Origin of the sequence: Veillonella parvula (assembly GCF_032577575.1) — a bacterium.
Classification (GTDB): Bacteria; Bacillota; Negativicutes; order Veillonellales; family Veillonellaceae; genus Veillonella.
The window spans coordinates 86864-111735 of record NZ_JAWFVO010000005.1 but is presented as its reverse complement, the minus strand read 5'-3'; the positions used below and the strand labels follow the sequence as shown (position 1 = coordinate 111735).

18 protein-coding genes and 3 tRNA genes are annotated in these 24872 nt (G+C 39.5%); 1 reads left to right on the top strand and 20 read right to left on the bottom strand.

Annotated elements, in window-relative coordinates:
- Nucleotides 1-368: 368 nt before the first annotated feature.
- The 18 genes from E7K77_RS09575 to recQ all read right to left on the bottom strand — a co-directional run bounded on the left by E7K77_RS09575 (nt 369) and on the right by recQ (nt 19842).
- Nucleotides 369-444: transfer RNA gene (locus tag E7K77_RS09575), tRNA-Lys, on the bottom strand.
- 4 nt (nt 445-448) lie between these two features.
- A tRNA-Gln gene (locus E7K77_RS09570) sits at nt 449-523 on the bottom strand.
- 24 nt (nt 524-547) lie between these two features.
- Nucleotides 548-623 (bottom strand) — tRNA-His (locus tag E7K77_RS09565).
- Nucleotides 624-841: 218 nt separating this feature from the next.
- The gene (gene speE, locus E7K77_RS09560) at nt 842-1681 is read right to left on the bottom strand and encodes a polyamine aminopropyltransferase (protein WP_004695340.1); all 840 of its coding nucleotides are present in this window, start codon (nt 1679-1681) and stop codon (nt 842-844) included.
- Between the two features lie 83 nt (nt 1682-1764).
- On the bottom strand, nt 1765-2394 hold the full coding sequence (locus E7K77_RS09555) for a hypothetical protein (protein ID WP_287511260.1): 630 nt from the start codon (nt 2392-2394) through the stop codon (nt 1765-1767).
- Nucleotides 2395-2398: 4 nt separating this feature from the next.
- Complete coding sequence (locus E7K77_RS09550; protein WP_004695336.1) at nt 2399-2833, bottom strand: peptidylprolyl isomerase; 435 nt, start codon at nt 2831-2833, stop codon at nt 2399-2401.
- A complete protein-coding gene (locus E7K77_RS09545; protein WP_287511262.1) occupies nt 2830-3537 on the bottom strand; it encodes a tRNA threonylcarbamoyladenosine dehydratase in 708 nt (235 codons plus the stop codon). Before E7K77_RS09545 ends, E7K77_RS09550 begins: the two co-directional genes overlap by 4 nt.
- Nucleotides 3537-3911, bottom strand: a complete 375-nt coding sequence (locus E7K77_RS09540) for a VOC family protein (RefSeq protein WP_287511264.1) — start codon at nt 3909-3911, stop codon at nt 3537-3539. The genes E7K77_RS09545 and E7K77_RS09540 overlap by 1 nt, the downstream gene beginning before the upstream one ends.
- 92 nt (nt 3912-4003) lie before the next feature.
- Entirely contained in the window at nt 4004-7087 is a 3084-nt protein-coding gene (locus tag E7K77_RS09535; protein WP_325306564.1) for an SMC family ATPase, read from the bottom strand.
- A complete protein-coding gene (locus E7K77_RS09530; protein WP_287508188.1) occupies nt 7088-8320 on the bottom strand; it encodes an exonuclease SbcCD subunit D in 1233 nt (410 codons plus the stop codon). It lies immediately after the preceding gene.
- A 216-nt stretch (nt 8321-8536) separates the two neighbouring features.
- Entirely contained in the window at nt 8537-9373 is an 837-nt protein-coding gene (locus E7K77_RS09525; RefSeq protein ID WP_287508185.1) for a deoxyribonuclease IV, read from the bottom strand.
- 183 nt (nt 9374-9556) lie between these two features.
- Nucleotides 9557-9976, bottom strand: coding sequence for a Fur family transcriptional regulator (locus E7K77_RS09520; RefSeq protein WP_004695325.1), 420 nt, complete (start codon nt 9974-9976; stop codon nt 9557-9559).
- A 171-nt stretch (nt 9977-10147) separates the two neighbouring features.
- Complete coding sequence (locus E7K77_RS09515; protein ID WP_024061602.1) at nt 10148-11695, bottom strand: DEAD/DEAH box helicase; 1548 nt, start codon at nt 11693-11695, stop codon at nt 10148-10150.
- Between the two features lie 680 nt (nt 11696-12375).
- Nucleotides 12376-13860 carry an aldehyde dehydrogenase family protein gene (locus E7K77_RS09510; RefSeq protein ID WP_278473022.1) on the bottom strand — a complete coding sequence of 495 codons (1485 nt, stop codon included), beginning with the start codon at nt 13858-13860 and terminating at the stop codon, nt 12376-12378.
- A 261-nt stretch (nt 13861-14121) separates the two neighbouring features.
- A complete protein-coding gene (locus E7K77_RS09505) occupies nt 14122-16434 on the bottom strand; it encodes a Tex family protein (protein ID WP_325306562.1) in 2313 nt (770 codons plus the stop codon).
- A complete protein-coding gene (locus E7K77_RS09500) occupies nt 16431-16925 on the bottom strand; it encodes a dihydrofolate reductase (RefSeq protein WP_060919698.1) in 495 nt (164 codons plus the stop codon). Before E7K77_RS09500 ends, E7K77_RS09505 begins: the two co-directional genes overlap by 4 nt.
- 131 nt (nt 16926-17056) lie before the next feature.
- Nucleotides 17057-17848 (bottom strand): thymidylate synthase, encoded by a 792-nt coding sequence (locus E7K77_RS09495; RefSeq protein ID WP_004695305.1) that lies wholly within the window; start codon nt 17846-17848, stop codon nt 17057-17059.
- A gap of 125 nt (nt 17849-17973) precedes the next feature.
- Nucleotides 17974-19842, bottom strand: coding sequence for a DNA helicase RecQ (gene recQ / locus E7K77_RS09490; protein WP_287541044.1), 1869 nt, complete (start codon nt 19840-19842; stop codon nt 17974-17976).
- 316 nt (nt 19843-20158) lie between these two features.
- Between recQ and putP the strand changes: the two genes are divergently transcribed.
- Nucleotides 20159-21646, top strand: coding sequence for a sodium/proline symporter PutP (gene putP, locus E7K77_RS09485; RefSeq protein WP_004695300.1), 1488 nt, complete (start codon nt 20159-20161; stop codon nt 21644-21646).
- A gap of 47 nt (nt 21647-21693) precedes the next feature.
- On the opposite strand, the gene E7K77_RS09480 is transcribed toward putP, so the two are convergent.
- Nucleotides 21694-22722 carry a helix-turn-helix transcriptional regulator gene (locus tag E7K77_RS09480; RefSeq protein WP_004695299.1) on the bottom strand — a complete coding sequence of 343 codons (1029 nt, stop codon included), beginning with the start codon at nt 22720-22722 and terminating at the stop codon, nt 21694-21696.
- Nucleotides 22723-23083: 361 nt separating this feature from the next.
- Nucleotides 23084-24700, bottom strand: a complete 1617-nt coding sequence (locus tag E7K77_RS09475) for a class I SAM-dependent methyltransferase (RefSeq protein ID WP_287541045.1) — start codon at nt 24698-24700, stop codon at nt 23084-23086.
- Nucleotides 24701-24872: the final 172 nt, after the last annotated feature.

The following is a 24872-nucleotide window of genomic DNA, read 5'->3' as shown; positions in this document are numbered from 1 at the left end:
GCGTTCGTCCTGAGCCAGGATCAAACTCTCCAAGATATCTTGAAGCTATTTGAATAGCTCATTATTTGTTGTCGTTACTTTTAAGTAACTTTGAATTATAGTTGGTTTTGACTATGTCAAAACCCGCACTCTGGCATATGTTCAATCATATGATTGATTACCTATCATTGTTCAGTTTTCAAAGATCTGTTACGTTAGTTCTGCGCCCTAACGACTTGTATAGTATATCAATCTAACCTTAAATCGTCAACCTCTTTTCCAAAGATTTTTTCAACCGATTTTTGATTAAATTTATACTCACAATCATAACCAAAATCTCTAAAAATAGAGATAGAAAACTCACAAACCGAAGTTTGTGAGTTTTAATTTGGTGACTCACCCGCGACTCGAACGCGGGACACCCTGATTAAAAGTCAGGTGCTCTGCCAACTGAGCTAGTGAGTCATGTTGGCAGGGGTGGCTGGGATCGAACCAGCGCATAACGGAGTCAAAGTCCGTTGCCTTACCACTTGGCGACACCCCTACAGTGATTACGATGTGTAGGTTATGGGGTGAGTAGTGGGGATCGAACCCACGCGTAACGGAGCCACAATCCGCCGTGTTAACCGCTTCACCATACCCACCACCTTGCAGGTATCGAAGACATTGTCTTCGTAACAAAGAGAATTATATCTTTTCTAGAGATTTGTGTCAACACCTTTTTCTCAATTTCATTAATTTTTACAACCGAAACTTTTAATTGTGTTATCTCTAATATAAGCCCTTTAATCCTCATATAAATAAGGAAGCACTATCGGAAATTTTCGTTTCACAAATGGTGCTTCCCCATTATACATATTATTTACTTAGTTGGCAAATAATTTTTTACAAAATTTGGCAATGCAAATGCAGCTTTTTGAATATCCGCATTATAGTACTTAGTTTCAAAGTTTTGTTCACGGTTTGGAGTCCATGTTAGAGGATCAAATGTTTTGGAACCCAATGTAAAACAATGCATCCCTGCAGGATAGATTGGAATGAAAGCGGTATATAAGCGCGCAATTGGAAAATGGCTATTAACGTAACCAAATACTTTTTCCACTAATGGTTGATGTAACATCGGAGATTCTGTTTGTTGTACAAACAAGCCATCAGCTTTCAAAGCTTTTAATGTATTCTTATAGAATTCTTCTGTAAATAAGCCTTCACCAGGACCGATTGGATCGGAACAATCCACGATAATTACATCATAGTAATCTTCTGCTTCTGCCATGAAACCAATACCATCACCAATTTTTACAGTCAATTTAGGGTGGTTTTCAATCATAGCTTTAGCAATAGTTGGTAGATATTGTTTTGCCAACTCTACAACCTTACCATCGATTTCAACCATTGTTACTTCTTTTACACAATCATGACGTACACATTCTCTAGCTACGCCACCATCACCACCACCAATAATCAAGACACGTTCAGGATTAGGATGCAAGAACAAAGGGATATGGCTCATCATTTCATGATAGATAAACTCTTCACGCTCAGATGTTTGGAACACGCCATCTAAAGCGAGCATCATACCATACTCTTTTGATTTAAAAACTTCAATTTTTTGAAACTCAGATTCCCCAGAGTAAAGCACTTCTTCCGCTTCAGCGCTTAGACGTAAGTGAGGTGTTTGTTCCTCAGTAATCCATTGACTCATGTAGTACCTCCTACTATTTATACTACAATACGCATCGCAAATCACTGCGATGCGTATATATATTACTTTAATTACCCTGTTACTTACTCTTTGCGACTAATGTAACAGAATCCACCACCTAAAATAGTGTCTTTCATCCAATTCGCCAAAGAAAAATCACGAATTTCACCTTCATCAAAGATGCCACAGCGGATATCATCACCGTCCATAAACATCCTGTGAATCGGAACCCAATGCCAGGTATAAAGAGCCTTTTCTTTTCCTTTATGACGATTCAAAAATGCTACAGGCACATCTTGTTCCAAGGCATCATGAATAAATTGAGCGGCAGCCTCCACCTCTACGCGTGATGCACAGAATGGAGATACATTTAGCATATGCACATCATAAGATAAACCTTCGTCCTCTAATAAACGAACAAGGCCTCGTTCCATCCATTGAGTTTTATAAACACCACCACCAAAGCGTGGTTTTACATATTTCCAAACTAAGTTCATCCGTTCTAAAGCAAGCGTTTGGTCGGATGTGGTTTCCAGATCTAATAAGCCATCCCTAAATAGCGAATAGCCCAATACTTGTGATGCCGATGTAGGCCCACAACCAGACAAGCGTTGCCACTCATCAGTGAACCACTCTTGGTCATACCCATATGATGTTTTACCATTTACATCGATATATAGCCATTCTGGATGTTTAATAGATACTTCATTCATGAGATTAACCTTCGATTACTTCTACAGTTTCCATGATAGCACCTTGTTGGATACCATCAACTACATCCATACCTTCAATGACTTTACCAAATACAGTATGTACACCATCTAAATGAGGTTGTGGCTCATATACAATAAAGAACTGACTACCACCAGTATTAGGGCCACGGTGAGCCATAGATAAAGCACCGCGCTCATGTTTATGCGGATTGCCAACTAATTCATCTTTAATTGTATAGCCAGGACCACCTGTACCGTTGCCATTAGGACAACCACCTTGTGCTACGAAACCAGGAATTACACGGTGAAAACGAAGGCCATTGTAGAAGCCTTTGTTAATCAAGTCGATAAAGTTTTGTACTGTGCCAGGCGCTTCTTTTTCAAATAATTCAATTACGATATCGCCGCCGTCAGCCATATGGATTTTCGCTTTTTTCATTGTTCAGGTACCTCCAAAATTGTACGCAACACATGTGCTGCTAATATAAAACCTGCCACTGGTGGCACAAAACTACATGTCCCAGGACTTGTGGCATCACCACGGAACTGTGGTTTTGTCGGTTTTTCTGTAGAAAATAAAACTAATTGTTTTTTTATACCCCGCTTTTTGAGTTCCCGACGCATAACGCGTGCCAAAGGACATGTATGAGACTTATTGATATCTGCAATCATAAGTTTTTCTGGGTAAAAGCGATTACCTCCGCCCATACAAGAAATAACAGGGATGCTTTCACGTTGACAAACCTCAATGATATTAAGTTTCGCCGTTACCATATCGATGGCGTCAATAACATAATCAACGTTCAAGCTTTGAATAAATCCAGGATAGTTTTCCTCAGTGTACATAATATCATGAATTTCTATCACCACATCAGGATTAATAGCAAGAGCTCGTGCCTTTGCTACCTCTACCTTACGTTCCCCAATCATATCACGAGTCGTAATCATTTGACGATTCAAATTACTAGGCGCTATGGAATCTCCATCGATAATGACAATGCGACCTACACCAGCTCGTACTAGTGCCTCTAAAGCACCACCACCTACGCCACCGACACCAAAGAGAGCAATAGAGGTATCCTTTAATGTTTTGATTTTATCAGGACCAACCAACCACTCTAAACGAGTTAACATATATTCCATTAATATTTCCCCACCGGAATGATTTCTGTCCAATATCCATCTGGATCTGCTATGAAATAAATACCCATATCAGCATTCTCATAAGCAACAACGCCCATTTCTTTATGCTTTTTAAGAGCCGCTTCATAGTCATCTACATAGAATGCCAAGTGGAATTCATTATCCCCCAAATTATAAGGACGATCCCAGTCACGCAACCATGTAAGTTCTAATTCATGTGCTGTATAAGGACTTTTTAAATACACGAGGGTAAAAGCACCGCTTGGGTCTTCCAAACGACGAGACTCCTCGAGCAATAACGCCTCTTTATAGAATGCTAGACTTTTATCAAGGTCTTTAACATTTATATTATTATGAGCAAACGAAAACTTCATAGAACCCCCTTCGTAAATACAGGATGTTTTTGTAGGAATTCTCCTCTTTTTATAGTAACACATTTGGCAAATCTATATCTAGTTTATGATATCTAGTTAATAACAAATTTTGCCGTACTACCGTCGTCACCTCGAGTCACTTCTAAATGAGCAGGTATACGAGACTTTAACTCAGGTACATGAGAAATGATGCCGATGAGACGTCCTGACGATTGCAACTGTAACAATGTTTCCATGGCGAGTTCCAATGTATCTGGATCGAGTGTACCAAAACCTTCATCAATAAACATCGTATCCATATGGATGCCACCAGCATAGCTTTGGATAACATCCGCTAATCCCAAGGCAAGCGCCATAGAGGCCAAGAATGTTTCACCACCAGATAAGGTATTTGCTGGTCTAGATTGGCCTGTAAAAGCATCCATAACCGCCAAATCGAGGCCTTGCTTGCCACGACCACCACCTGTATAGTCGGATCTTTCCAAGGAATATCTGTTGCGACTCATCTTCTGAAGTCGTAAATTAGCAGCATATACAACCTCATCTAAAATCGCCCCCAGTACATAGCGTTCAAAGGTAACATTTTTAAAGCCTTGCTCCCCACCATTAGCGAGATCATTTAATCGGCTTAAGAAATTCACCTTTTCACGAGCCTCGCCCATAGCAGCTTCGAGTGCTTCTAATGAGGTGAGCGTAGTTTCGATATGCTTTGTTTCTTTATCCCATGCCGCAAGATTACCTACTAATATATCTCGATGCTCTACTGCTGTAGCATAGATTTCATCAGAAACAGTATCACTTGGTTTAACCACAGTTTCTGCTACCTTTAACGCCGCATCATATACAGCTTGTGCTTTATTAAAGGCTTCATCCAAAGCATGCAGCTGTATTCTATAGGCCTCTATCTCTTTAATATCACGTAAAGCCTCTACAAAATCATCCTCTCCTAAAGAAATGGCTTGTAATGACTTTGTATAGTTCTTATACCGCAAATTAAGATTTTTTATTTCTTCTTTTACTTGAGAGGACAAAGTTTCTAAGCGTCCGCGTTTGGCATTCAATTGTTCTCGAGCAGTATCTAAATTAGTTTTGCTAACTTTCACCTGCTCATCGTAGAGTGTAATATCACTATCCAATGACTCTAACTGTTTTTGCCATGCATCTATATCCGCGGTTGGTAAGGTTTTAGATAGAGCATCAATATTAGCTTGTACTGAGCTAATGCGAATCTCCAAGTCGTGTAGATTTTTAAGTAATTCATTATGGGCAAGCTCTAAAGTTGCCAACTTATCTCTAGCTACTTTTAACTTGTGCTCATTGTCAGCTATAGTGTTACTTAACAATTCAGACTTATCACGTAAAACTGTGAGTTGATCCATTTTAGCTAATAAATCTTGTTGAACAGATATAGCGCTCTCCTCAGAAAAAGCGTCCATAGATAACTTTAGCGTAGAAACTTGCGCGGCTACTTGCTTAGTTAACTCATCAAGACGAGTAACTAAGGTTTTCTGTTGTCCCACTTCGCTAGCTTGCTTTTGTAGTGCCACGTCACGAGCTGTACGAGCCTCTTCAATTTCATCCTTAGTCGGATACATCTCCGGCTTAGCGGCTAACCGTGGATGATCTGTAGATCCACAGACCGGACAAGGCTCATTATCTATAAGTAAATGAACTAGCTCAAAGGCGCGTCCTTCTTGCATTAGATGCTCTAATCGTTCAAGATGTACCTTTGCAACCTGCAAGGTTTCATCTAAAGACGCTAACGTTTGACCTTTATCATCGATTTTTTTTTGTACCTTACTAATTTCTTCTAGTAATTCAAAATATCTATGTAAATCATTTAGTTGCCCTTGAATAACAGTAGTATCCTCTAAGAATTTGTTATTATCTTGTAACTGTTTACGCAAACCTTCTAAATCAGCTTCTAAACTTTTTACAAGCTTCCGTTGTTTAGCTAAGGCATCTTCACTTTTTTTACTATCTAATTCTTCTAAATTACTCTGTAATGTGAACAATTCCTTTTTCAATACATCTAATTCATTAAACTTCTCTGCTTGTTGTTGAAATTGAGCCAAAGCAGTTCTTTTAGCTTGTATACTTTCAGCTTGACCTTCTAAGTCACTGTAAACGTCTAAACATTTAGCCTCATGTTGAGTTGCTAGTTCCACATGTTTTTTCGCATCTGAAAGGGCCTGTTCTAAAGTTTTTAATATAGCTTGTTTCTCAATATATTGTTTATATAATTCATGAGTTGGTGCCAAAGAGTTAAGGAACTGAACCTTTTCGCTTAGATTTACACGCTCAGTTTCCCTTACTTTCACCATGTCAAGTTTCGAAGTAGCCTCAGCAAGAGATTGTTGAGCCTGATTATATAAAGACCATTGATTTCGGAGCACATTAAACTGTTCTACCACGGTTACTGCCTCATCTCGTTCTACCGCGAGAGCATCTCGATGTGGGCCCCGATTTGCTAGTAACTCACGCACATGCTCAATGGTTACCATTGGAGTCGCTCCATCATGAGGGATAGACTGCATAAATGCAGTTTGCTTAGTTAGATTTTCTTCAATACCTGCCTTTGCTTCATCATAAGCAGCCTTCAGTGCTTCTTGTAATTTTCGATATAGCTCCGTTCTAAAAAGTGTATGTAGTAATTCCTCACGTTCACTCGTAGAGGCCACTAGCAACTTTCGGAATTCCCCTTGAGGTAATAGCACAACTTGTAAGAACTGATCCTTACGAAATCCTATAATTTGCTGAATAGTATCGCGAATGGCGACAGCCGAGGTAGCAATGACCTTCCACTCACCATCTTTCTTCTCATATACAGTAGCGCTAGCATTCTGCTCACGCATCCCTGTACCACGTTTCTTTGCTACCATCTGTTTCGGTAATCGTTCAACACGATATTGTGCATTGCCAATAGCAAAGGAGAAATCGACACGAGTCATACGATGAGGTTCTGCAAAGTCACTGCGAATAGCATCTGTTTTGCGTACTTCTCCACTCGGCTCACCATACAAGGCATACACCATGGCATCTAAGATTGATGTTTTCCCTGCCCCCGTAGGACCAGCAATGAGAAACATGGAATGGTCTTGAAGCTCATTAAAATCTAAAGTGACCGAATCACGATACGGACCAAAGGCTTCTATAGTTAATGATATAGGCTTCATTTAGTCCTCCTTAAGAATTCGGTCCCATACAGAGTCGATATATTGCTGTTCTTTCTCTGTTAAAGGTTCCTTCCACACAGTTTCTGCAAACTGATTAAATAAATCACGTTCATTTAATTCTTTGAAAATCGCCTCGCCCATATCTGCTATAGGCCCTGCCACGCGACCAACTAGATCAATGGTCATACAACGATGATATACCTGGCGCAATTTAGCCATTCCATCCATAATCGGCATCGTATCAAGTAAACGGGCTTGTACATAATCATCCCTATGTTTAGCCTGCAATGCTTTATCATTTAACAGGTCTTCAAAATATCCTTCCAAAATGACTACGTCTCGCTTCGCCTCTACAGGAATCGTGTTAATATCTACGTTCCCCTTTGTATCCATATCAATGATGGTAAAAGACTTCTTCTGCATATGTTCATCAAAGGAATATTTTAATGGGGATCCACTATAGCGAATATGATCAGCTCCCATTCGCTGAGGCCCATGCAAATGTCCCAACGCAGTATAGTGAAAGTCTTTAAAGACTTGAGGATTTACCTGTTCACTACCACCTACAGACAAGGTACGCTCTGAGCCCCCTACTTCACCGCCCATAACAAAGGCATGGCTAATGGCGATACTGCGCATCCCCTTAGGCACTTGTTTATACAAGTAATTACTCCAAGCCTGATACATTTGGTCATAATTGTGCAGATTCAAAGCGCTTTCGCAATTTTGTTCATAACACGGTGTTACTATGTCAGCAATTTCAATATTGGTAGTTTCTGTATTAGTAGACTCTACATCAGCAAATAAAGCCTCCCCTATGCGTCGGGGCTCACTAAAAGGCATAGGACAAATAGCCACCTTGCCATCTGTCCCTTCAAATTCAAAAGGCTTCAACGCGTGATGAGGAGAGCCCCAAATATGGATACCCGATTGGCTCAACATAGAGCGCCCCACTTCAAGACGTTCCGCCCCATCGTGATTACCGCTCACCACAAAGAAAGGCACCTTGTAGTCCATAGCGAGACGAGTGATGATGGAGTCCCACAATTCGATAGCTTCAATGGGGGGCACCGCTCTATCAAAAACATCCCCTGCGAGCAATATGCCATCGATGTTTTCATCTCTCAAAATATAAAAAAACTGATGTTCCAACACATGAGCTTGGTCCTCTGTTAAGTACTGTCCATAAAAAATACGCCCTAAATGCCAATCGGCAGTATGTAAAAAACGCATTTTGTCCCCCTTTCCAGCTCTCCCTATACCTTACACAATGTATGTATTCAAAGGCCAAAACAAGCTATTAGTCCCATAAGTTTATGGAAATTCAATAATTTTATATAACTTTAATAGCCTTAACAGTTTTAATAACTTTATGTATTTGCAATAACTAGTATAGTATCAGGTATTCTACATATTTATTATATAACTAAATTAACTTCTGTATTTTAATTATTTATTCTCTACGATAGAGCGTAGCATAGAAATTTCCTTTGCGTACCCGTCCAATTCATTTGGTGTTTCCAAATAGAATGGCAAGTTCGTCAATTTAGGATGTGTTACAACGCGAGCAATAGCATCGATACCAATATGTCCTTCCCCAATTTTTTCATGACGATCTTTATGAGCACCCATAGGATTTTTAGAGTCATTCAAATGAATGGCTTTCAAACGATCAAGACCTACAATTCGATCGAACTCGTCAATAACGCCATCGAGATTATGTACGATATCATAACCCCCTTCGTGAATATGGCAAGTATCAACACACACACCCATATACTCTTTTAGTTTTACGCCATCGATGATGCGTGCAATTTCTTCAAAACGAGAGCCAATTTCTGTACCCTTACCAGCCATTACTTCCAAGAGGACTGTTGTCTTCATACCTGGGAATAAGATTTCATTCAAGCACTCTACAATGTACTCAATACCTTGATCTACGCCTTGCTTCACATGGCTACCAGGGTGAAAGTTATACATTTGACCTGGCAAATATTCCATACGCTCTAAATCTTCCATCATAGATTGCTTCGCAAAAGCGCGTAAATCCTCTTTAGCGGCACATGGGTTATAGGTATACGGTGCATGGGCCAACAAGGTACCAAAGTTATGTTCTTTCATATATGCACTAAGGTTATTCATATCCTCAACATCGAGAGCTCGCATGCTACCACCACGAGGGTTGCGAGTAAAGTATTGGAACGTATTGCCCCCAATTTTAGTCGCTTCCTTGCCCATATGTAAATAACCTTTGCTAATTGATAAGTGACTGCCTATTACAAACATGATACTCCTTTATACGATTTCTACAATTTTATAATTATAAAGCGCTTAACTTTAATATCCATTTTATTATGCTTATAGCTATTTTTGTTACTATAGCTATTCTATAACACTAATAGATAAAGATATACGATAACTAATATAACCCCTGCCGTGAAGGAGCCCTTCAACAACAGGGGTTATCTATTAATGACTTTCTTTTTTTGCACACTCAGGGCAAACACCTTCAAAGGTAATATGTTGACCTGTGATTTGATATTCACTACCTTGATCAGCAATCGTTTTGATAGCTTTCAAATCAATGCCCATCATATCCTCTACCTTATTACAACGAATGCAACGGATATGGGAATGAGCTTGTGTGTCCCAGTCGTAATGAGCGCGCTCATCACCAACTTCTAGAATTTTAACAAGACCGATTTTTTCAAAAATCTCCATCGTCTTGTACACTGTAGCCAAGCTCATGCTTGGATGTTCTGGGCGCAACGTATGATACAACATCTCTGCTGTTGGATGATCATGATGACCACGCAAAGCATCATAAATCGCAATACGTTGTGGGGTTACTTTAAACCCCTGACTACGCAAAATTTGTGCGATATCCATAATAATCTACCTTTCTCCACTTGGAAATCTATAAGGCATAGGCCATTATCGACCGTTTACAAGAAATAATTATTATTTATTATATCAAAATTCTCAACACTTATCAAGATAAATAGTATTAACTATTAAGTAATAAAAAATGTGGATTGCCCAGAAGCAATCCACATCCTATTAGTCTTTAAAGTAAGGCTTAAAACCTTCACTTTGATGGCGAGTTTTTTTCTCTCCACGCGGACGATCAGATTTACGATCATCTCTGCGACGGTCACCTTTACGGTCATTGCGACGATCACTTCTACGATCATCGCGACTGCGACGTGGGCGGTCATCTCGACGACGATCACCATCACGACGGCGACGATCACTACGACCACTTTCACGACGACGGCGTACACGCAATGGTTTTTCTTCTGTAATATTTACAGGAGTAGTATCTGGTTCTTTTGTTAACAATTTAAGAGCTGCCGCCAAAAGTGTTACGGAATCTGTATCATTCAACAATTCCTCAGCACTAGATTTGAAAGGCGCCAATGCTTCTAAATTATCTGTCATTTCAACGAGGCTTTCAATTGCCAAACGTTGTTGACCTTCAAGAACTTCACCTAATGAAGGTGCACGACGACGTGCAATTTTACGTTTTGTTAAACGCTCGATAGCATGTAAATGCTCCATTTCACGAGGGATAACGAACGTGAAAGCTTGACCTGCTTTACCGGCACGACCTGTACGACCTACGCGGTGTGTGTAGCTTTCAGGATCTTGAGGCATATCATAATTATATACGTGAGATACGCCAGAAATATCAAGACCACGAGCTGCCACATCTGTAGCCACGAGAATATCAATGGTACCTTCGCGGAATTGGCGAATTACGCTGTCCCGTTTTTGTTGAGACAAGTCGCCATGGATGCCTTCCGCCATGTAACCACGTTTCTTAAGGCCTTCTGTTACTTCATCAACACGACGTTTCGTACGCGTGAAGATAATAGCAAGTTCAGGTGTTTGAATATCAAACAAGCGGCAAAGAACATCGAATTTTTGACGGTCTTGCACTTCGATATAGTATTGTTCAATCAAGTCCATCGTAACTTGAGTCGGTTTCATGCGAATCAATGTTGGCTCTGTCAAATATGTTTCAGCTAACTGTTGGATAGCTTTAGGCATAGTTGCAGAGAACAACAATGTTTGATGGTCTTCTGGGATAGCACCCAAGATTTTATTGATATCATCAACAAAGCCCATATTTAACATTTCGTCGGCTTCGTCCAATACCACAACTTTCACATGGTCAAATTTAATAGAACCACGGTCCATATGATCCATCAATCGGCCAGGAGTGGCAACGATGATTTGAGGGTTCTTTTTCAAGGCACGGAACTGACGATTAATATCTTGACCACCGTAGATTGGTAGTGCTGTGATATTCGTGTACTGAGCCATTTTGTTAAGCTCTTCAGCTACTTGAATAGCTAATTCTCGTGTAGGGGATAAAATAACTACTTGAACGTGACGCTCATTCCCGTCTACGCGTTCCAATACAGGCAAGCCAAATGCTGCTGTCTTACCAGTACCTGTTTGAGCTTGACCGATCATGTCTTTACCGCTCATGGCTACTGGGATAGCTTCCTGTTGAATTGGCGTAGGCTCTTCAAAGCCCATATCGTTTAACGCTCTTAGAACAGGTTCGCTAATCATTAATTGTTCAAATTTTTCTAACATCTAAATGTGTTTCCTCCTATCGCGCACGAACTATGCGCATTTAAATAGTATAACATATTTTGAAAGTGAGCGCTATAAGAGTTATTTTGAATCTAAACTAAATCTGTTTTCTTCTCGTCCAAAAACGTTCCATTAAAACGATTCCACCTGATACACATAGCAAAACAATATAGGATAAATTAATAGGACTATAGAAGCATTCAACAAGAACAACCCATATAATTAATAGTAATCTAGAAATCCATTTCGTTCTTATTTTATCAGCAATCATAAATATAGATAAATTGATAATTATTTTAATAATTATCGCAGAGATGATAACTATAGAAGTAAATTCTTCTCTATAATCCGTCAGTTCATATAAGGGATATAATAAATAACTTAACAAAACGCTAAGTATTATTATGAACCAAATATTTATTCCCTTTAAAAATTTACATTTTCTATAATAGAAAACGCCAACCAAAAGAAATAGTAAAACACTAAGCAATATTCCTATAATTAATAGATAATCTAAATGAATCATGGTTTATATTGTCCTCTCAAAACAATACATTTTCGTATGGCTACAATTATAACATACCGTATACTTTCACATATAATAGACTATTATTTAGCGCAAAAGAGGCACCTCATTCGAGGGGCCTCTTTGCTATAGTTTATTGGAAAGTTGTATATAATTAATCTAAGTCGTAGAACCCAGATGGTTTATCGCTCAAGTTTACGATGATATTTTTCATTTGAGTGTAATGCTCAAGGATAACTTTGTGTGTTTCACGACCGATACCGGATTGTTTGTAACCACCGAATGGTGCGCCAGCTGGGATAGAGTTATATGTATTTACCCACATACGACCTGTTTCGATACCGCGAGCTACGCGGATAGCACGGTTGATGTTTTGAGTAAATACGCCACCGCCAAGGCCGTATAAGCTGTCATTTGCTTGTTCTATAACTTCTTCTTCGCTGTGGAATTTGATGACAACGGCTACAGGACCGAAGATTTCTTCGCGAGCTACGCGCATATCATTTGTAGCATCTGCAATAAGTGTAGGTCTTACGAAGCACCCTTTACCAAGTTCACCATCAGTAACACGTACACCACCGGCTACAATGCGAGCACCTTCTTCTTTTGCAAGGTCTACATAGCTAAGTACTTTGTTCACTTGATCTTCGTAAATTAAGGAACCAAGTTGTGTAGATTCTTCCCAAGGCAAACCAACTTTCACCTTATCGAATAGTGCGGCAAGTTCAGCTACGAATTTATCATAAATTGTATCTTGTACAAAGATACGGGAACCTGCGCAGCATACTTGACCTTGGTTGAAGAGGATACCAAGCATTGCCCCATCAAGAGCCTGTTTCCAGTTCGCATCGTCAAAGAAGATATTCGCAGATTTACCACCTAATTCCAATGTGGCAGGAATCAAGCGTTCAGATGCTGCTTTATATACATCTAGACCTACCTCTGTAGAGCCTGTGAAAGCAAGTTTGCTAAAACCAGGATGATCAAGGATATATTGACCAGATTTAGAACCTTTACCAGTTACGATGTTTACAACACCTGGCGGCAAAATTTCTTTCAAAATGTCCCCTAGTTCTAATAGACTGAGGGATGTATGGCTAGAAGGTTTAATAACAACTGTACATCCTGCTGCAAGAGCTGGAGCCAATTTCCAAGCGGCCATTAGGAATGGGAAGTTCCAAGGTACAACTTGGCCTACAACGCCAATTGGTTCGCGCACAATAAGGCTCAATGTATTTTCATCAAATACTTGTGCAGAACCTTCTTCGGAACGAAGCACGCCTGCAAAATAACGGAAATGGTCCGCCCCAAGTGGAATATCCACGTTCAATGTTTCACGGATTGGCTTACCATTGTCGTATGTTTCAACTTGTGCCAAATGTTCTTTGTGAGCATCGATAGCATCCGCAATTTTCAATAAATAGTCAGCACGTTCTACTTGAGAAACGTTTTTCCACGTTTTGAAAGCTTCTGTTGCAGCCTCTACAGCTTTATCAACATCGCCATATGTAGCCTCTGCACAGATAGCGAGTTGTTCGCCATTAGCAGGGTTATATACATTGAATTCAGCACCGTCAGATGCCTTTACCCATTCATTATTAATTAAAAGTCCATATCTTTCTTTAAGGTTCAAGCTCATTGCATTACCTCCTCTTTAGGAATATGATTTAGGAATTTCCCCTCTGTGATTACATCATACTCCTTATATCTAAAATTTTCAATTAGATATACCATTTTCGATATATCTGTTCTGCATTAATATGCATAGATTTTAGTTATATAGAAAAACCGCACCCTCTAAAACCATAGAGAGTGCGGTTTTTCGTATAATGACTTTTAGTCAAGAATGAGTTTCATTTAAAATCTATTAATATAGATTAACTAGCCTTCTAAGAAATTATCAGTTTCGACGATTCCCATTATTACGAGAGCCATTATTGTGATTATCATTTTGACGTCCGCCATTATTACGGTTGTTATTTCGGTTATCATTATTTCGACGCTGACCGTTGTTATTTCTATTATGGTTATTATCGTTATTCTTCGACTTTTCCGGTTGCAATGCTTTTACAGATAAACCGATACGATTGCGTTTTACATCAACAGAAATAATTTGTGCTTCGATAATATCACCTACAGCAAGCACATCAGATGGATGCTGACGGCTGTTACAAAGCTCGCTGCGATGTAATAGACCATTCGTTTTAAGCCCAAAGTCTACGAAAGCTCCAAAATCAACTACGTTATGAACGGTACCTTTTACAACGGTACCTACCTTGATATCTTCAAGGCTCACTACGTGTTTTCTGGTCAATGGAGCCGGTAAATCTTCACGAGGGTCGCGACCTGGTTTAGCAAGAGCCGCCAAGATATCTCGAACAGTTGGCACGCCCGCATCAAGCTTGGCAGCCATTTTGTCCGCATCTACAAGAGGTAATTTTACTTGCAATGCTTCTAATTGAGATTTATCTTGTAAGTCTTTTAAGGTAAAGCCTAACTCACCAATGATGCGCTCTGCCAATTCATAAGACTCTGGATGGACGGATGTACTATCCAGTGGATTTTTACCATGTTGCAAGCGAAGAAAACCCGCACATTGCGTGAATGCTGCAGGGCCTAAACGAGGCACTTTTAGCAATTCCTTACGGCTTTTAAACACACCATTTTCTTGACGGTATGCAACAATATTCTTAGCCACCGCACTAGAAATGCCTGCAACATGTTGCAAGATAGCTGGGGATGCCGTATTCAGCTCTACCCCAACATGGTTTACTACCGTTTCAACTACTTGGTCTAAGGTATGTGTCAATTGTTTTTGATTTACATCATGTTGATATTGACCTACGCCGATAGATTTAGGATCGATTTTAACAGATTCAGCCAATGGATCTTGTACACGGCGTGCAATAGATACGGCACCTCGAATGGTAACGTCTAAATCTGGTAACTCATCGATAGCCAATTTAGATGCTGAGTACACAGATGCGCCCGCTTCATTAGTAATGATATAGTGGCAATCTAATTGTTCCTCTTCAATCATAGTAGACGCAAATTGCTCTGTTTCATAGGATGCAGTACCATTACCGATAGATAAAAGAGTAACCTTAAACTTACGGATTTTATCAGCCAATACCTTTTGAGCTTCCTTGCGAAGCTTTTCACTATTTGTTAAATAGTACGCACCGTAATCGAGCACATTGCCTTGTTGATCGATAATCGCCATTTTACAGCCAGTACGGTAACCAGGGTCAAGGCCCATGATAACATGTCCGGCCAATGGTGGTTGTAACAATAGATTTTTGAGATTTACACCAAACACCTTGATAGCTTGCTCATCGGCTTTTTCCGTCAATTCATTGCGGATTTCACGCTCTAAAGCTGGGAAAATAAGACGTTTGTACGCATCAGCTACAGCAGCCGCTTTATACTCTACGAAGATTGACTTCGGATTTTTCTCTAACTTTTGTAACATATAAGCAACATAGGTGTCACCTGGTACGGTGAGCGCCAATTTCAAAGCACCTAATTTTTCGCCGCGATTAACCGCCAAAATACGATGGGACGGCATTTGACGTACAGGCTCAGCATATTCAGCGTATTGCAAGAATTGTTGTTGTTCTTCCTCTTCACCGCTCAATTCAGCTTGAATAAAGCCTTCATTCCACATCTTCTTACGCAAGTACGCCCGGAAGTCTGCACTATCACTGACGATTTCCGCTACTATATCAGAAGCGCCTTGTATGGCATCCTCTGGCGTAGGAACCTCTTCTGTTATGTATTCTTTTGCAATCTCTAACGGATCTCCAGAGGTAACCGTATCGTTGATAATCATATCAGCCAATGGCTCTAATCCACGTTCACGGGCAATCATAGCACGCGTACGTTTCTTTGGACGGTACGGTAAATACAAATCCTCTAATTCTTGAAGCTTTGTTGCAGCCTCTAAGGATTTCATCAACTCGTCTGTCATCTGTTCTTGCTCTGTAATAGAAGCAATGATTTCTTGGCGACGTGTTTCTAAGTTGCGCAAGTATTTAATGCGTTCTTCAATGGTGCGCAATTGCTCATCTTGCAATTCGCCCGTTACCTCTTTACGATACCGCGCAATAAATGGCACCGTATTGCCTTCGTCCAACAATTCTACGGCAGCTTGCACCTGCTTTGGCTTAACATTTAATTCACTCCCAATAAGGGCAAACATTCTTTCACTCATTTAGCTGCCTTTCTGCGATAGGTTACAAAACGATGAGGATATTGATTCTTTTCATCCACAATGCCGTCTACAAGGGATTCGATGGTGAAAGCATCCTCTGAGAATTCAGGGAAAAATGCATCCCCATCAAATTCATGGTCTACTTCAGTGATATACATAGTATCTACATAAGGTAGAAAAGCTTCATATACTTGAGCGCCACCAATAACGTAGGCCGCATCAAGCGCACGTGCTGCTTCAGCAGCCTCCTCAGGGTTATGGAAAATCTTAACACCTTCTGGTGCATCAAAACCTTTATCACGAGTAATTACCCAATGCTCACGATTTGGCAACAAGAACGGTAAGCTTTCAAAGGTCTTACGGCCCATGATAATAACATGTCCTGTTGTTTTTTCCTTAAAGAATTTCAAATCATTTGGCAAATGCCAAATCAAAGTATTATCTTTACCGATTACACGATTATGTGCTACGGCTACGATTAATGCTAACATACTGCCCTCTTTCAGTTAATACTATATGGCAACAGTCATAAATTATACTATTTAGCAATGTCTATGAACACAATACTATATATCAATAGCCATACATATTATGCTATTTAACAATTGTCATAAATACAATGCTATACAGCAACAGTCATGGATAATTTACCTAAATGTTCATATCCATCTAAGGTAATGTCCTCTGGTGTGAAGTCATAGAAGTCTTTTACCTCAGGATTCACGATAATTTTTGGAGCAGGCAATGCTTGATCGCGACGTGCTAATTGCTCACGCAATGCATCTACGTGATTTTCATAGATGTGGGCATTGTTGATAACATGTGTAAATTTACCGGGTTTTAGGCCGGTTACTTGACCGATCATACATTGTAATGCCGCATATTGAGCCGTGTTAAATGGGACGCCAAGCCCCATGTCGCCACTGCGTTGGATGAGCATGCAGTTCAAGTAACCATCCCCTACATCCCATAAGGTTTCATACGCACATGGTTGCAACGCCATATCCTCTAAATCTTCAATATTCCAAAGGGTTACAATCATTCGGCGGCTATCAGGATCTTCTTTAATCGTTTTGATGAGCTTATCTAGTTGTTTGTACTTCGCAATTTGATAGCCGTATGCTTTACCAATAGTACCATCTTCACGCATCCATTCATCCCATACGTGCACATTCATTTCTTGCAATTTGCGCACGTCATTGGACTGCATTTGCCAAATCCACAATAATTCTTTTACAGCTGTTTTGAAAGCTACAAATTTAGTGGTTAAAATTGGAAATTCCTCTTGCAAGTCAAATTGCATGATTTGTTGAGGCAATTTGTACGTTGCAATGCCTGTGCGATTTTGACCATAAATGCCATGATCTAAAATATTTTCAATAATACCGAGGTATTGTGTATCTGCTAAGCTCATTTATCCCCCTAGATCTATTTATAATAAGCAAAAAATACTAATGTATATCTTGATAATCTTACTAAAATATATAGTACTATCATACTAAAAAATATACAGTACTACCATATATACAGTAAAATTTATTATCCCTTATATTCTGCAATGGCCTGTAAAAAGGTAAGTCCATATTTTTTTAATTTTGCTTCCCCTACGCCTTTAACATTTCCAAACTCACCTAATGTTGTAGGTCGTAAATTTGCCAAATCTATGAGTACTGTGTCAGGGAAGATAAGATACGGTCTAAGACCCGCTTTTTCTGCCAAGCGTTTGCGATGTTGACGTAAATGTTCAAATAAGCCGCCCGATGTAGAGCTGGATTTTCCTCGCACCACTGAGGCAGCAGACTTACTGTTGCGAGAAGGCACAAACACTTGTTGTCTAATTTCCTCTACCTCTTTATGACCTGCTAGCACTTCCTCTGCACCAGCCGTTAAGGATAATACAGGATATTTTCCCGTCGAACTGCGCAAGTAGCCAGATGCTACAAACTGTTGGATAAGTCCTTTAATAGATTTTTCATCTACATTACTCAGTAAGCCAAAGACTGGCAATGCATCATGACCAGCACGCATAATCCGATCCGTTCGCTCTCCGCGGACGATAGAGGTTATCATTGATGCCCCATATCGCTCATCGGTGCCCATGATGGCACGGAAAATAGCCTTTGCTTCTTTCGTAACATTGACCTTATCAGCAGAGCCTTTACAAGAGCTACAATTATCACAGGTTGTCCAAACAGTACTTTCACCAAAGTAATTAAGCATATATTTACGCAAGCAATTACTACAGAAACAGTAATCAATCATGAACTGCAATTTGCGTAATTCCACATTTTGTCGCTCAGGCGTTTCGATAGACTGTTCAATTAAATACTTATGAACCTGCACATCCTGCCCACTATAAAGCAAGATACATTCAGCAGGTGCCCCATCACGGCCAGCTCGTCCTGCCTCCTGATAATAGGACTCCATATTACGCGGCATTTGATAATGTAGTACATAGCGTACATTGCTTTTATCAATACCCATACCAAAGGCATTCGTCGCCACCATAACCTGCAATTTATCGTCTGCGTAGGCATTCTGCATTTCGCGGCGCACCTCATCGTTGAGTCCTCCGTGGTAATGTCCCGCTTTGATGCCCGCACGGGTTAAATTTTCATACACACGATCTACATCCTTGCGCGTTGCACAATAGATAATACCATTTTCATTGGCGTGCTGACGCACATAATGAACAACGTAATCCATCCGCTTTGGTGTGCGGATAACAGAGAAGGATAAATTAGGCCGATCAAAACCCGTCACGTATACATTAGCCTTATCTAGGCCTAATAATTTTTTTATATCGTTTTCTACATATTTCGTCGCCGTCGCTGTGAAAGCCCCCACGATAGGTCTCTTTGGCAATGAATTGAGCCACTCACCGATAAGGCGATAAGACGGTCTAAAATCATGACCCCACTCAGAGATACAATGAGCCTCGTCCACAATGACTTGAGCAATCGGTAACGCTCGCAGTACATTACAAAAAAAATTAGAACTCAACCGCTCTGGTGCAATATATAAGAGTTTAATCTTACCACTACGTACTTCGTACATGGTCTTATTAAACTCAGATTGTGTAAGTGTACTATTGATGAGCGCTGCTGGTATATTCTGCACCAAGAGACCATCCACTTGATCTTTCATAAGAGAAATGAGAGGAGAAAACACAATAGTCAAGCCCGCCTTACAGAGCGCAGGTATCTGGAAACAGATAGACTTCCCAGCCCCTGTCGGCATGATTCCAATTACATCTTCATTCCGCAACAAGGATGCAATAGGAGCCTCTTGAGCTGGTCTAAAGGAGGTATACCCAAAGTAGGTCTCCAACATGCGCAATGCTTGTTGTTTCGTCACAACTTGATGTTGTCTAGATACATCTTGTTTTCCGCCTACCTGTTGTTCCATAGGGTCCTCCTTTCACGTTCCAGAAATATAAGTATTAATTTCGATTACTACTGACAAATATTTCGTACACTCAATACGAAATATCGTTTTTTCATTCTTTTATTTTATCATATTTCATTCGGTATGGGGCTTATTAATATATGATTTCATAAGTAATCAGCTAATGCGTATCTCTAAAATATATAGCCTAAATTAATATAGGAATCTTATTGATATCACCAATTTTTTACCCTCTAAAGTACTAATATGTGGTACAATAAAAATTATTTACTATACTATAGAATATAACTAGAACCTAAGGAGGTCTTATATAGGCATGACACAAGACAACTTAATGATTATTATCGCCTTTGCCTTATATCTAGGACTCATGATGTATATCGGGGTCTACTATTATCGTAAATCGAACAGCATTGGTGATTACATCCTCGGTGGCCGACAATTAGGACCATGGATTACAGCACTTAGTGCGGAAGCATCAGATATGAGTGGTTGGATGCTCATGGGTGTGCCGGGCCTAGCGTATACTACGGGGATTTCTGGTGTGTGGATTGCCGTAGGCCTCACATTAGGCACATGGGCGAACTGGAAATTCGTTTCTAGACGCCTGCGCAACCATACCGAGGTAGCCAGTGACAGTTTGACCTTACCGGATTATTTAAAGAATCGTTTCCACGATCAGTCTCATTCGGTAGCTGTCATTTCCGCCTTATTTATCTTGATTTTCTTCTTGATTTATACATCATCAGGCTTCGTGGCAGGGGGCAAATTGTTCAATACCATCTTTGGTCTTGATTACACCGTATCCCTCTTTATCACCGCCGGCATCGTCGTATTTTATACCTTCCTTGGCGGATTCCTTGCCGTATCTTGGACAGACTGTATTCAAGGCGCATTAATGTTCTTTGCCATCTTGGCAGTACCAATTACGGCAGCCATGTACATGGGTGGCCCTATTGAAACATTCCAACTCATCCAACATGAGTTTCCACAAGGACTTAGCTTGTTTGGTAATCCATCTGATTGGTTTACTTGGGCTATCGGCCTAATTTCTTCTCTTGGTTGGGGTCTTGGCTACTTTGGTCAACCTCACATCCTAGTTAGATTCATGGCTATCTCTGATGCGAAAGAACTTAAGAAATCTACGAACATCGCCATGGTATGGGTTATCTTATCCCTTATGGCAGCTATTGCTGTAGGTCTCATCGGTCATGTTTACATGCTGCCAGATAAGTTAGTAGGCACTGATGCGGAAACAATATTCCTCATCATGACAGAGCGCCTCTTTACTCCATTTGTAGCTGGGCTTATCTGGTCCGCCGTATTGGCAGCCATCATGAGTACCGCTTCAGCGCAGTTGTTAGTAACAGCTTCTGCTATTTCTAACGACTTCTATGCTAATATCATCCATCCAAAAGCAAGCGATAAAGAGCTTGTATTAGTAAGCCGTATCGTAGTACTTCTAGTGGCATTGATTGCCATCTATATGGCAATGGACCCAGACAGCTATATCTTGACGATGGTAGCCTATGCTTGGGCAGGCTTCGGCGCAGCCTTCGGTCCAGCAATCTTGTTCTCCTTGTTCTGGAAGCGCATGACGCGTCACGGCTGTATTGCTGGTATTGTTGTAGGTGGTTTAACAGTACTCATTTGGAAACAATTTGGATTCTTTGGCCTATATGAAATTGTGCCAGGCTTCATCCTCTCTTCTATCGCAATCTATATTGTAAGCCTCATGGGTAAATTGCCTCCACGTTCGGTTCTAAAAGACTATAGAGAAGCAGAAAAAATGCACGTTCTATAATATAACATAAAAAAGCTAGTTGATTCATCGATCAACTAGCTTTTTATTTATGAGTATTGGTGTAAACCTTCCTCAATTGCTTCTTTCACCTCAGCTACTAAAGAAGCTGGAGAAAGAACTTTTACACTTTGCATATATTGGAGCGCCCAATATTTAAAAGCGTCATGATTAACACGTACGCGGCATACAACATTATCAGCTGTTATATTTGTAAACTCTACATTGCCATCGAACCAATCTAAAATTTGATTTACGATGGAACGTCTAGCTTTAAACGTAACAGTAATAGATTCACCACCGAACATATAAATATGTTCCTTTACGTATTGTGACACGTTAAAGGTGCGTTGTTGTTGGTATCCCTTTATCTCCCGTAAAGGTTTTCTACGTTCATTTAGCACAGTAATATGTGCAATTCGATCAACGCGTAATGTAGACATATCATCATAACTTTCGTGATTTCCTACCAAGTAATAATGTCCTCGATTCATTACTAGTTGGAATGGATTAAATACATACTTCCGTTCCTTATGATCTGGCCCAAGATTAATATGTAATCGCTTATCCACATCTGGTTGGCAATAGGCCAATGAAATTTTTCTACCCTTTTGTATTGCTTCTTCTATGAGATCAATATTAAGAAATAAATCTTGGCTTCTATGAAGGTACCCCGTATTACTTTCAATATCAATACCATGAGGCTTAAAATAGGAGCTACCCAATTTTGCAACACGCCCGATTAAATCTTTACGTTGAGATGCAGTAATATGGCGAGATGCCAATATACCATCAATCAATAATCGCAATTCAGAATCTTCAAAGGTATGAATCATATAGAAATCAGTACGTCGAATTGTGCCATCTGCTCCCACAGCAGACTCTTCACATTGAATACTAAAATCTCCAGATTCATATAAATCATTTAAATGACGGCCTAAGGTTTTCCGATCGACGGATACCTCGTACCGTTCGGCTAATATACTACGAATCTCCTCTTGAGATAACGTATGATTAGCATCTGTTTCGTCTTTCAGGATTTCTAGTATGTATACTAGAACTGCCTTCTTAGATGCCATAAAAGACTCCTTTTACAAATAATACAATTAATACAACTTTATCAACTAATACAATTTATAGAATCATCCACAACACATCGGATGATATTTACAAAATACCCATACACATTATACCATACTTTCATGAACGGTTCATTTTTTCCTCATTAAAATTATCGATTTACTATACTTTTTCAGCAATATAAAATAACTAAAAGTAATAAATATAAAATAAAAGTAAATTTAATTATATTAAATAAAACCCGTTAACACTTAATACGTATAAATATTATAAGTGTAACGGGTTTTTATTTTAACTATGAAATCAAAATGAATATAATACAACTTCATAGCAATACAATCAAATAACGAGCTCTATCAATTAGGAAATACTACCTGTTTTCTTACTTCTAATAAAGCCCAATTGTTCCATACGCGTTGTTAATTCATTATAAAAAGCTTCAGCCATGGCATTTTGATGCTTTGTAGGTTGAGACTGATCTGCACTAAAGAGAGCATCTTTAATCTTTTTAATTACCGTGGATTTCGCTTTTGGTTTGTTCAACAACTCCATAAATAATAAATCCTCTTCAGAGATATCGCCAATAGCATCATTGAACATATTTGCTCCATACATATATTCACTACCACCATTCACAATAGCTTTTACAAAGTTTGTAAAACGGGCAGGTATATAAGATAAGCCCTCCATATATTCTTCTTTTACAGGGAATGTTTTATAGAAGCGAATACCACCACGTACCATATGCTCTACTACAGCTTTATACAAGCTACATACAGCAGGTTCTAATTCATCATCAGATGCATGAGCCGCCTCATGAGCCGCTTTCAAAATAGCGAGGGCTTCAATCATATTGAAAGTGCCACCATCTTTAATTATTGCTTGGAACGTATCTCTTACGAGCTCATTTTCAAACATTTCCAGTGCTTCCTCATCAAAGAGAATTTGGAAAACAAAGCTATTTACAATAGTACGTACAGGAATTGTATCCACTTCAGCCGGATTCGCAACAGCAAAGTTAATATTATTTGCAAAGCTAGCTTTACAAATAATTGACTTGCGGAATGTCGTATCTAGTATAAAATCTAAATATTGTTCTTGATCCGCTTGGCTATTAGGAGCCAGTTGCTCAAGTTTAGCTGCTATACTTTCATCATAGGTACGAACCATAGATAGTGTAAGGTCCGCATCGCACACATAAGCAAGATTATGCGCTTTCAAATGATCATTAAATTGATAGAAATAGCACGGATCATTATGCGGCTCTAGATGGTCATGACCTACATAATAGTCATCCTTTTGCATTACAGAGCGCAATGCACCAAGAAATTTACTATTTCGTTCTTTAAGGTTATCATAGTTAAGAATCTGAGCACCCACAAGACTGCCTACGGTCTTACCGCGCAACACCTTTTCCTTATGGGTCAACTTATCTTGGCCACGATTAGCAAACAGCATGAGCTGACGTACTTCTTCCATGGTATGCCAACCTGGATACGTATTGTAAGACACATAGGCAATACCATTATCCACCAAATGATTAGAAATAATATTGAGCAGCTTATCCTTCATTTCATCATTGATCCAAGAGTAGAATCCATGTGCAATAATATAATCGAAAGTCCCCATAGATTCGTCAAAATTCAAAATATCTCCTTGCACCAAGGATACATTCTCTAATTTTGCATCACAAATAATTTGATTGCCCTTCTCTACTTGGTCTTGTGAAAGTTCAATGCCTACAAAGGTCGCCTCTGGGTTAAATACAGCTTGAGAAATAATATTACCGCCATAAGTAGCGCCTAGTTCAAGAACACGAGCTGTCTTCGCAGGTGGAGTATTTAGCCCTACAAGAGCACCATATGCTTCTAAATAGGCCGGCGTTGTAAAAGGAAATGGATAGGATTTATAGCCTAACTCTTTATATATCGTTTGTTGCATGTCTTCCATTGCTATTTGTGAATTATCCTTAGCCATATGTACCTCTATGTTTAACTTTATGAAATATACATTGTTATTTATCATTATACCAAATTACTAGTATATTACCTATGTTTAAAGCAGTTATTACCTAAATAATATGATATTAACACATTTAGCTATATAGTATTACATACAAAAGAGGCACCCTTGAAAGGGTGCCTCATAT

Excerpts from the sequence above, each read along its gene's own strand:
- E7K77_RS09500 (WP_060919698.1), bottom strand. The coding sequence starts at position 16,925 with ATGTTAGCATTAATCGTAGCCGTAGCACATAATCGTGTAATCGGTAAA.
- E7K77_RS09535 (WP_325306564.1), bottom strand. The coding sequence starts at position 7,087 with ATGAAGCCTATATCATTAACTATAGAAGCCTTTGGTCCGTATCGTGAT.
- E7K77_RS09545 (WP_287511262.1), bottom strand. The coding sequence starts at position 3,537 with ATGGAATATATGTTAACTCGTTTAGAGTGGTTGGTTGGTCCTGATAAA.
- E7K77_RS09555 (WP_287511260.1), bottom strand. The coding sequence starts at position 2,394 with ATGAATGAAGTATCTATTAAACATCCAGAATGGCTATATATCGATGTA.
- E7K77_RS09530 (WP_287508188.1), bottom strand. The coding sequence starts at position 8,320 with ATGCGTTTTTTACATACTGCCGATTGGCATTTAGGGCGTATTTTTTAT.
- putP (WP_004695300.1), top strand. The coding sequence starts at position 20,159 with ATGACACAAGACAACTTAATGATTATTATCGCCTTTGCCTTATATCTA.
- E7K77_RS09520 (WP_004695325.1), bottom strand. The coding sequence starts at position 9,976 with ATGGATATCGCACAAATTTTGCGTAGTCAGGGGTTTAAAGTAACCCCA.
- E7K77_RS09525 (WP_287508185.1), bottom strand. The coding sequence starts at position 9,373 with ATGTTTGTAATAGGCAGTCACTTATCAATTAGCAAAGGTTATTTACAT.
- E7K77_RS09550 (WP_004695336.1), bottom strand. The coding sequence starts at position 2,833 with ATGAAAAAAGCGAAAATCCATATGGCTGACGGCGGCGATATCGTAATT.
- E7K77_RS09495 (WP_004695305.1), bottom strand. The coding sequence starts at position 17,848 with ATGAGCTTAGCAGATACACAATACCTCGGTATTATTGAAAATATTTTA.
- E7K77_RS09505 (WP_325306562.1), bottom strand. The coding sequence starts at position 16,434 with ATGAGTGAAAGAATGTTTGCCCTTATTGGGAGTGAATTAAATGTTAAG.
- E7K77_RS09510 (WP_278473022.1), bottom strand. The coding sequence starts at position 13,860 with ATGAGCTTGAACCTTAAAGAAAGATATGGACTTTTAATTAATAATGAA.
- E7K77_RS09480 (WP_004695299.1), bottom strand. The coding sequence starts at position 22,722 with ATGGCATCTAAGAAGGCAGTTCTAGTATACATACTAGAAATCCTGAAA.
- E7K77_RS09475 (WP_287541045.1), bottom strand. The coding sequence starts at position 24,700 with ATGGCTAAGGATAATTCACAAATAGCAATGGAAGACATGCAACAAACG.
- recQ (WP_287541044.1), bottom strand. The coding sequence starts at position 19,842 with ATGGAACAACAGGTAGGCGGAAAACAAGATGTATCTAGACAACATCAA.
- speE (WP_004695340.1), bottom strand. The coding sequence starts at position 1,681 with ATGAGTCAATGGATTACTGAGGAACAAACACCTCACTTACGTCTAAGC.
- E7K77_RS09540 (WP_287511264.1), bottom strand. The coding sequence starts at position 3,911 with ATGAAGTTTTCGTTTGCTCATAATAATATAAATGTTAAAGACCTTGAT.
- E7K77_RS09515 (WP_024061602.1), bottom strand. The coding sequence starts at position 11,695 with ATGTTAGAAAAATTTGAACAATTAATGATTAGCGAACCTGTTCTAAGA.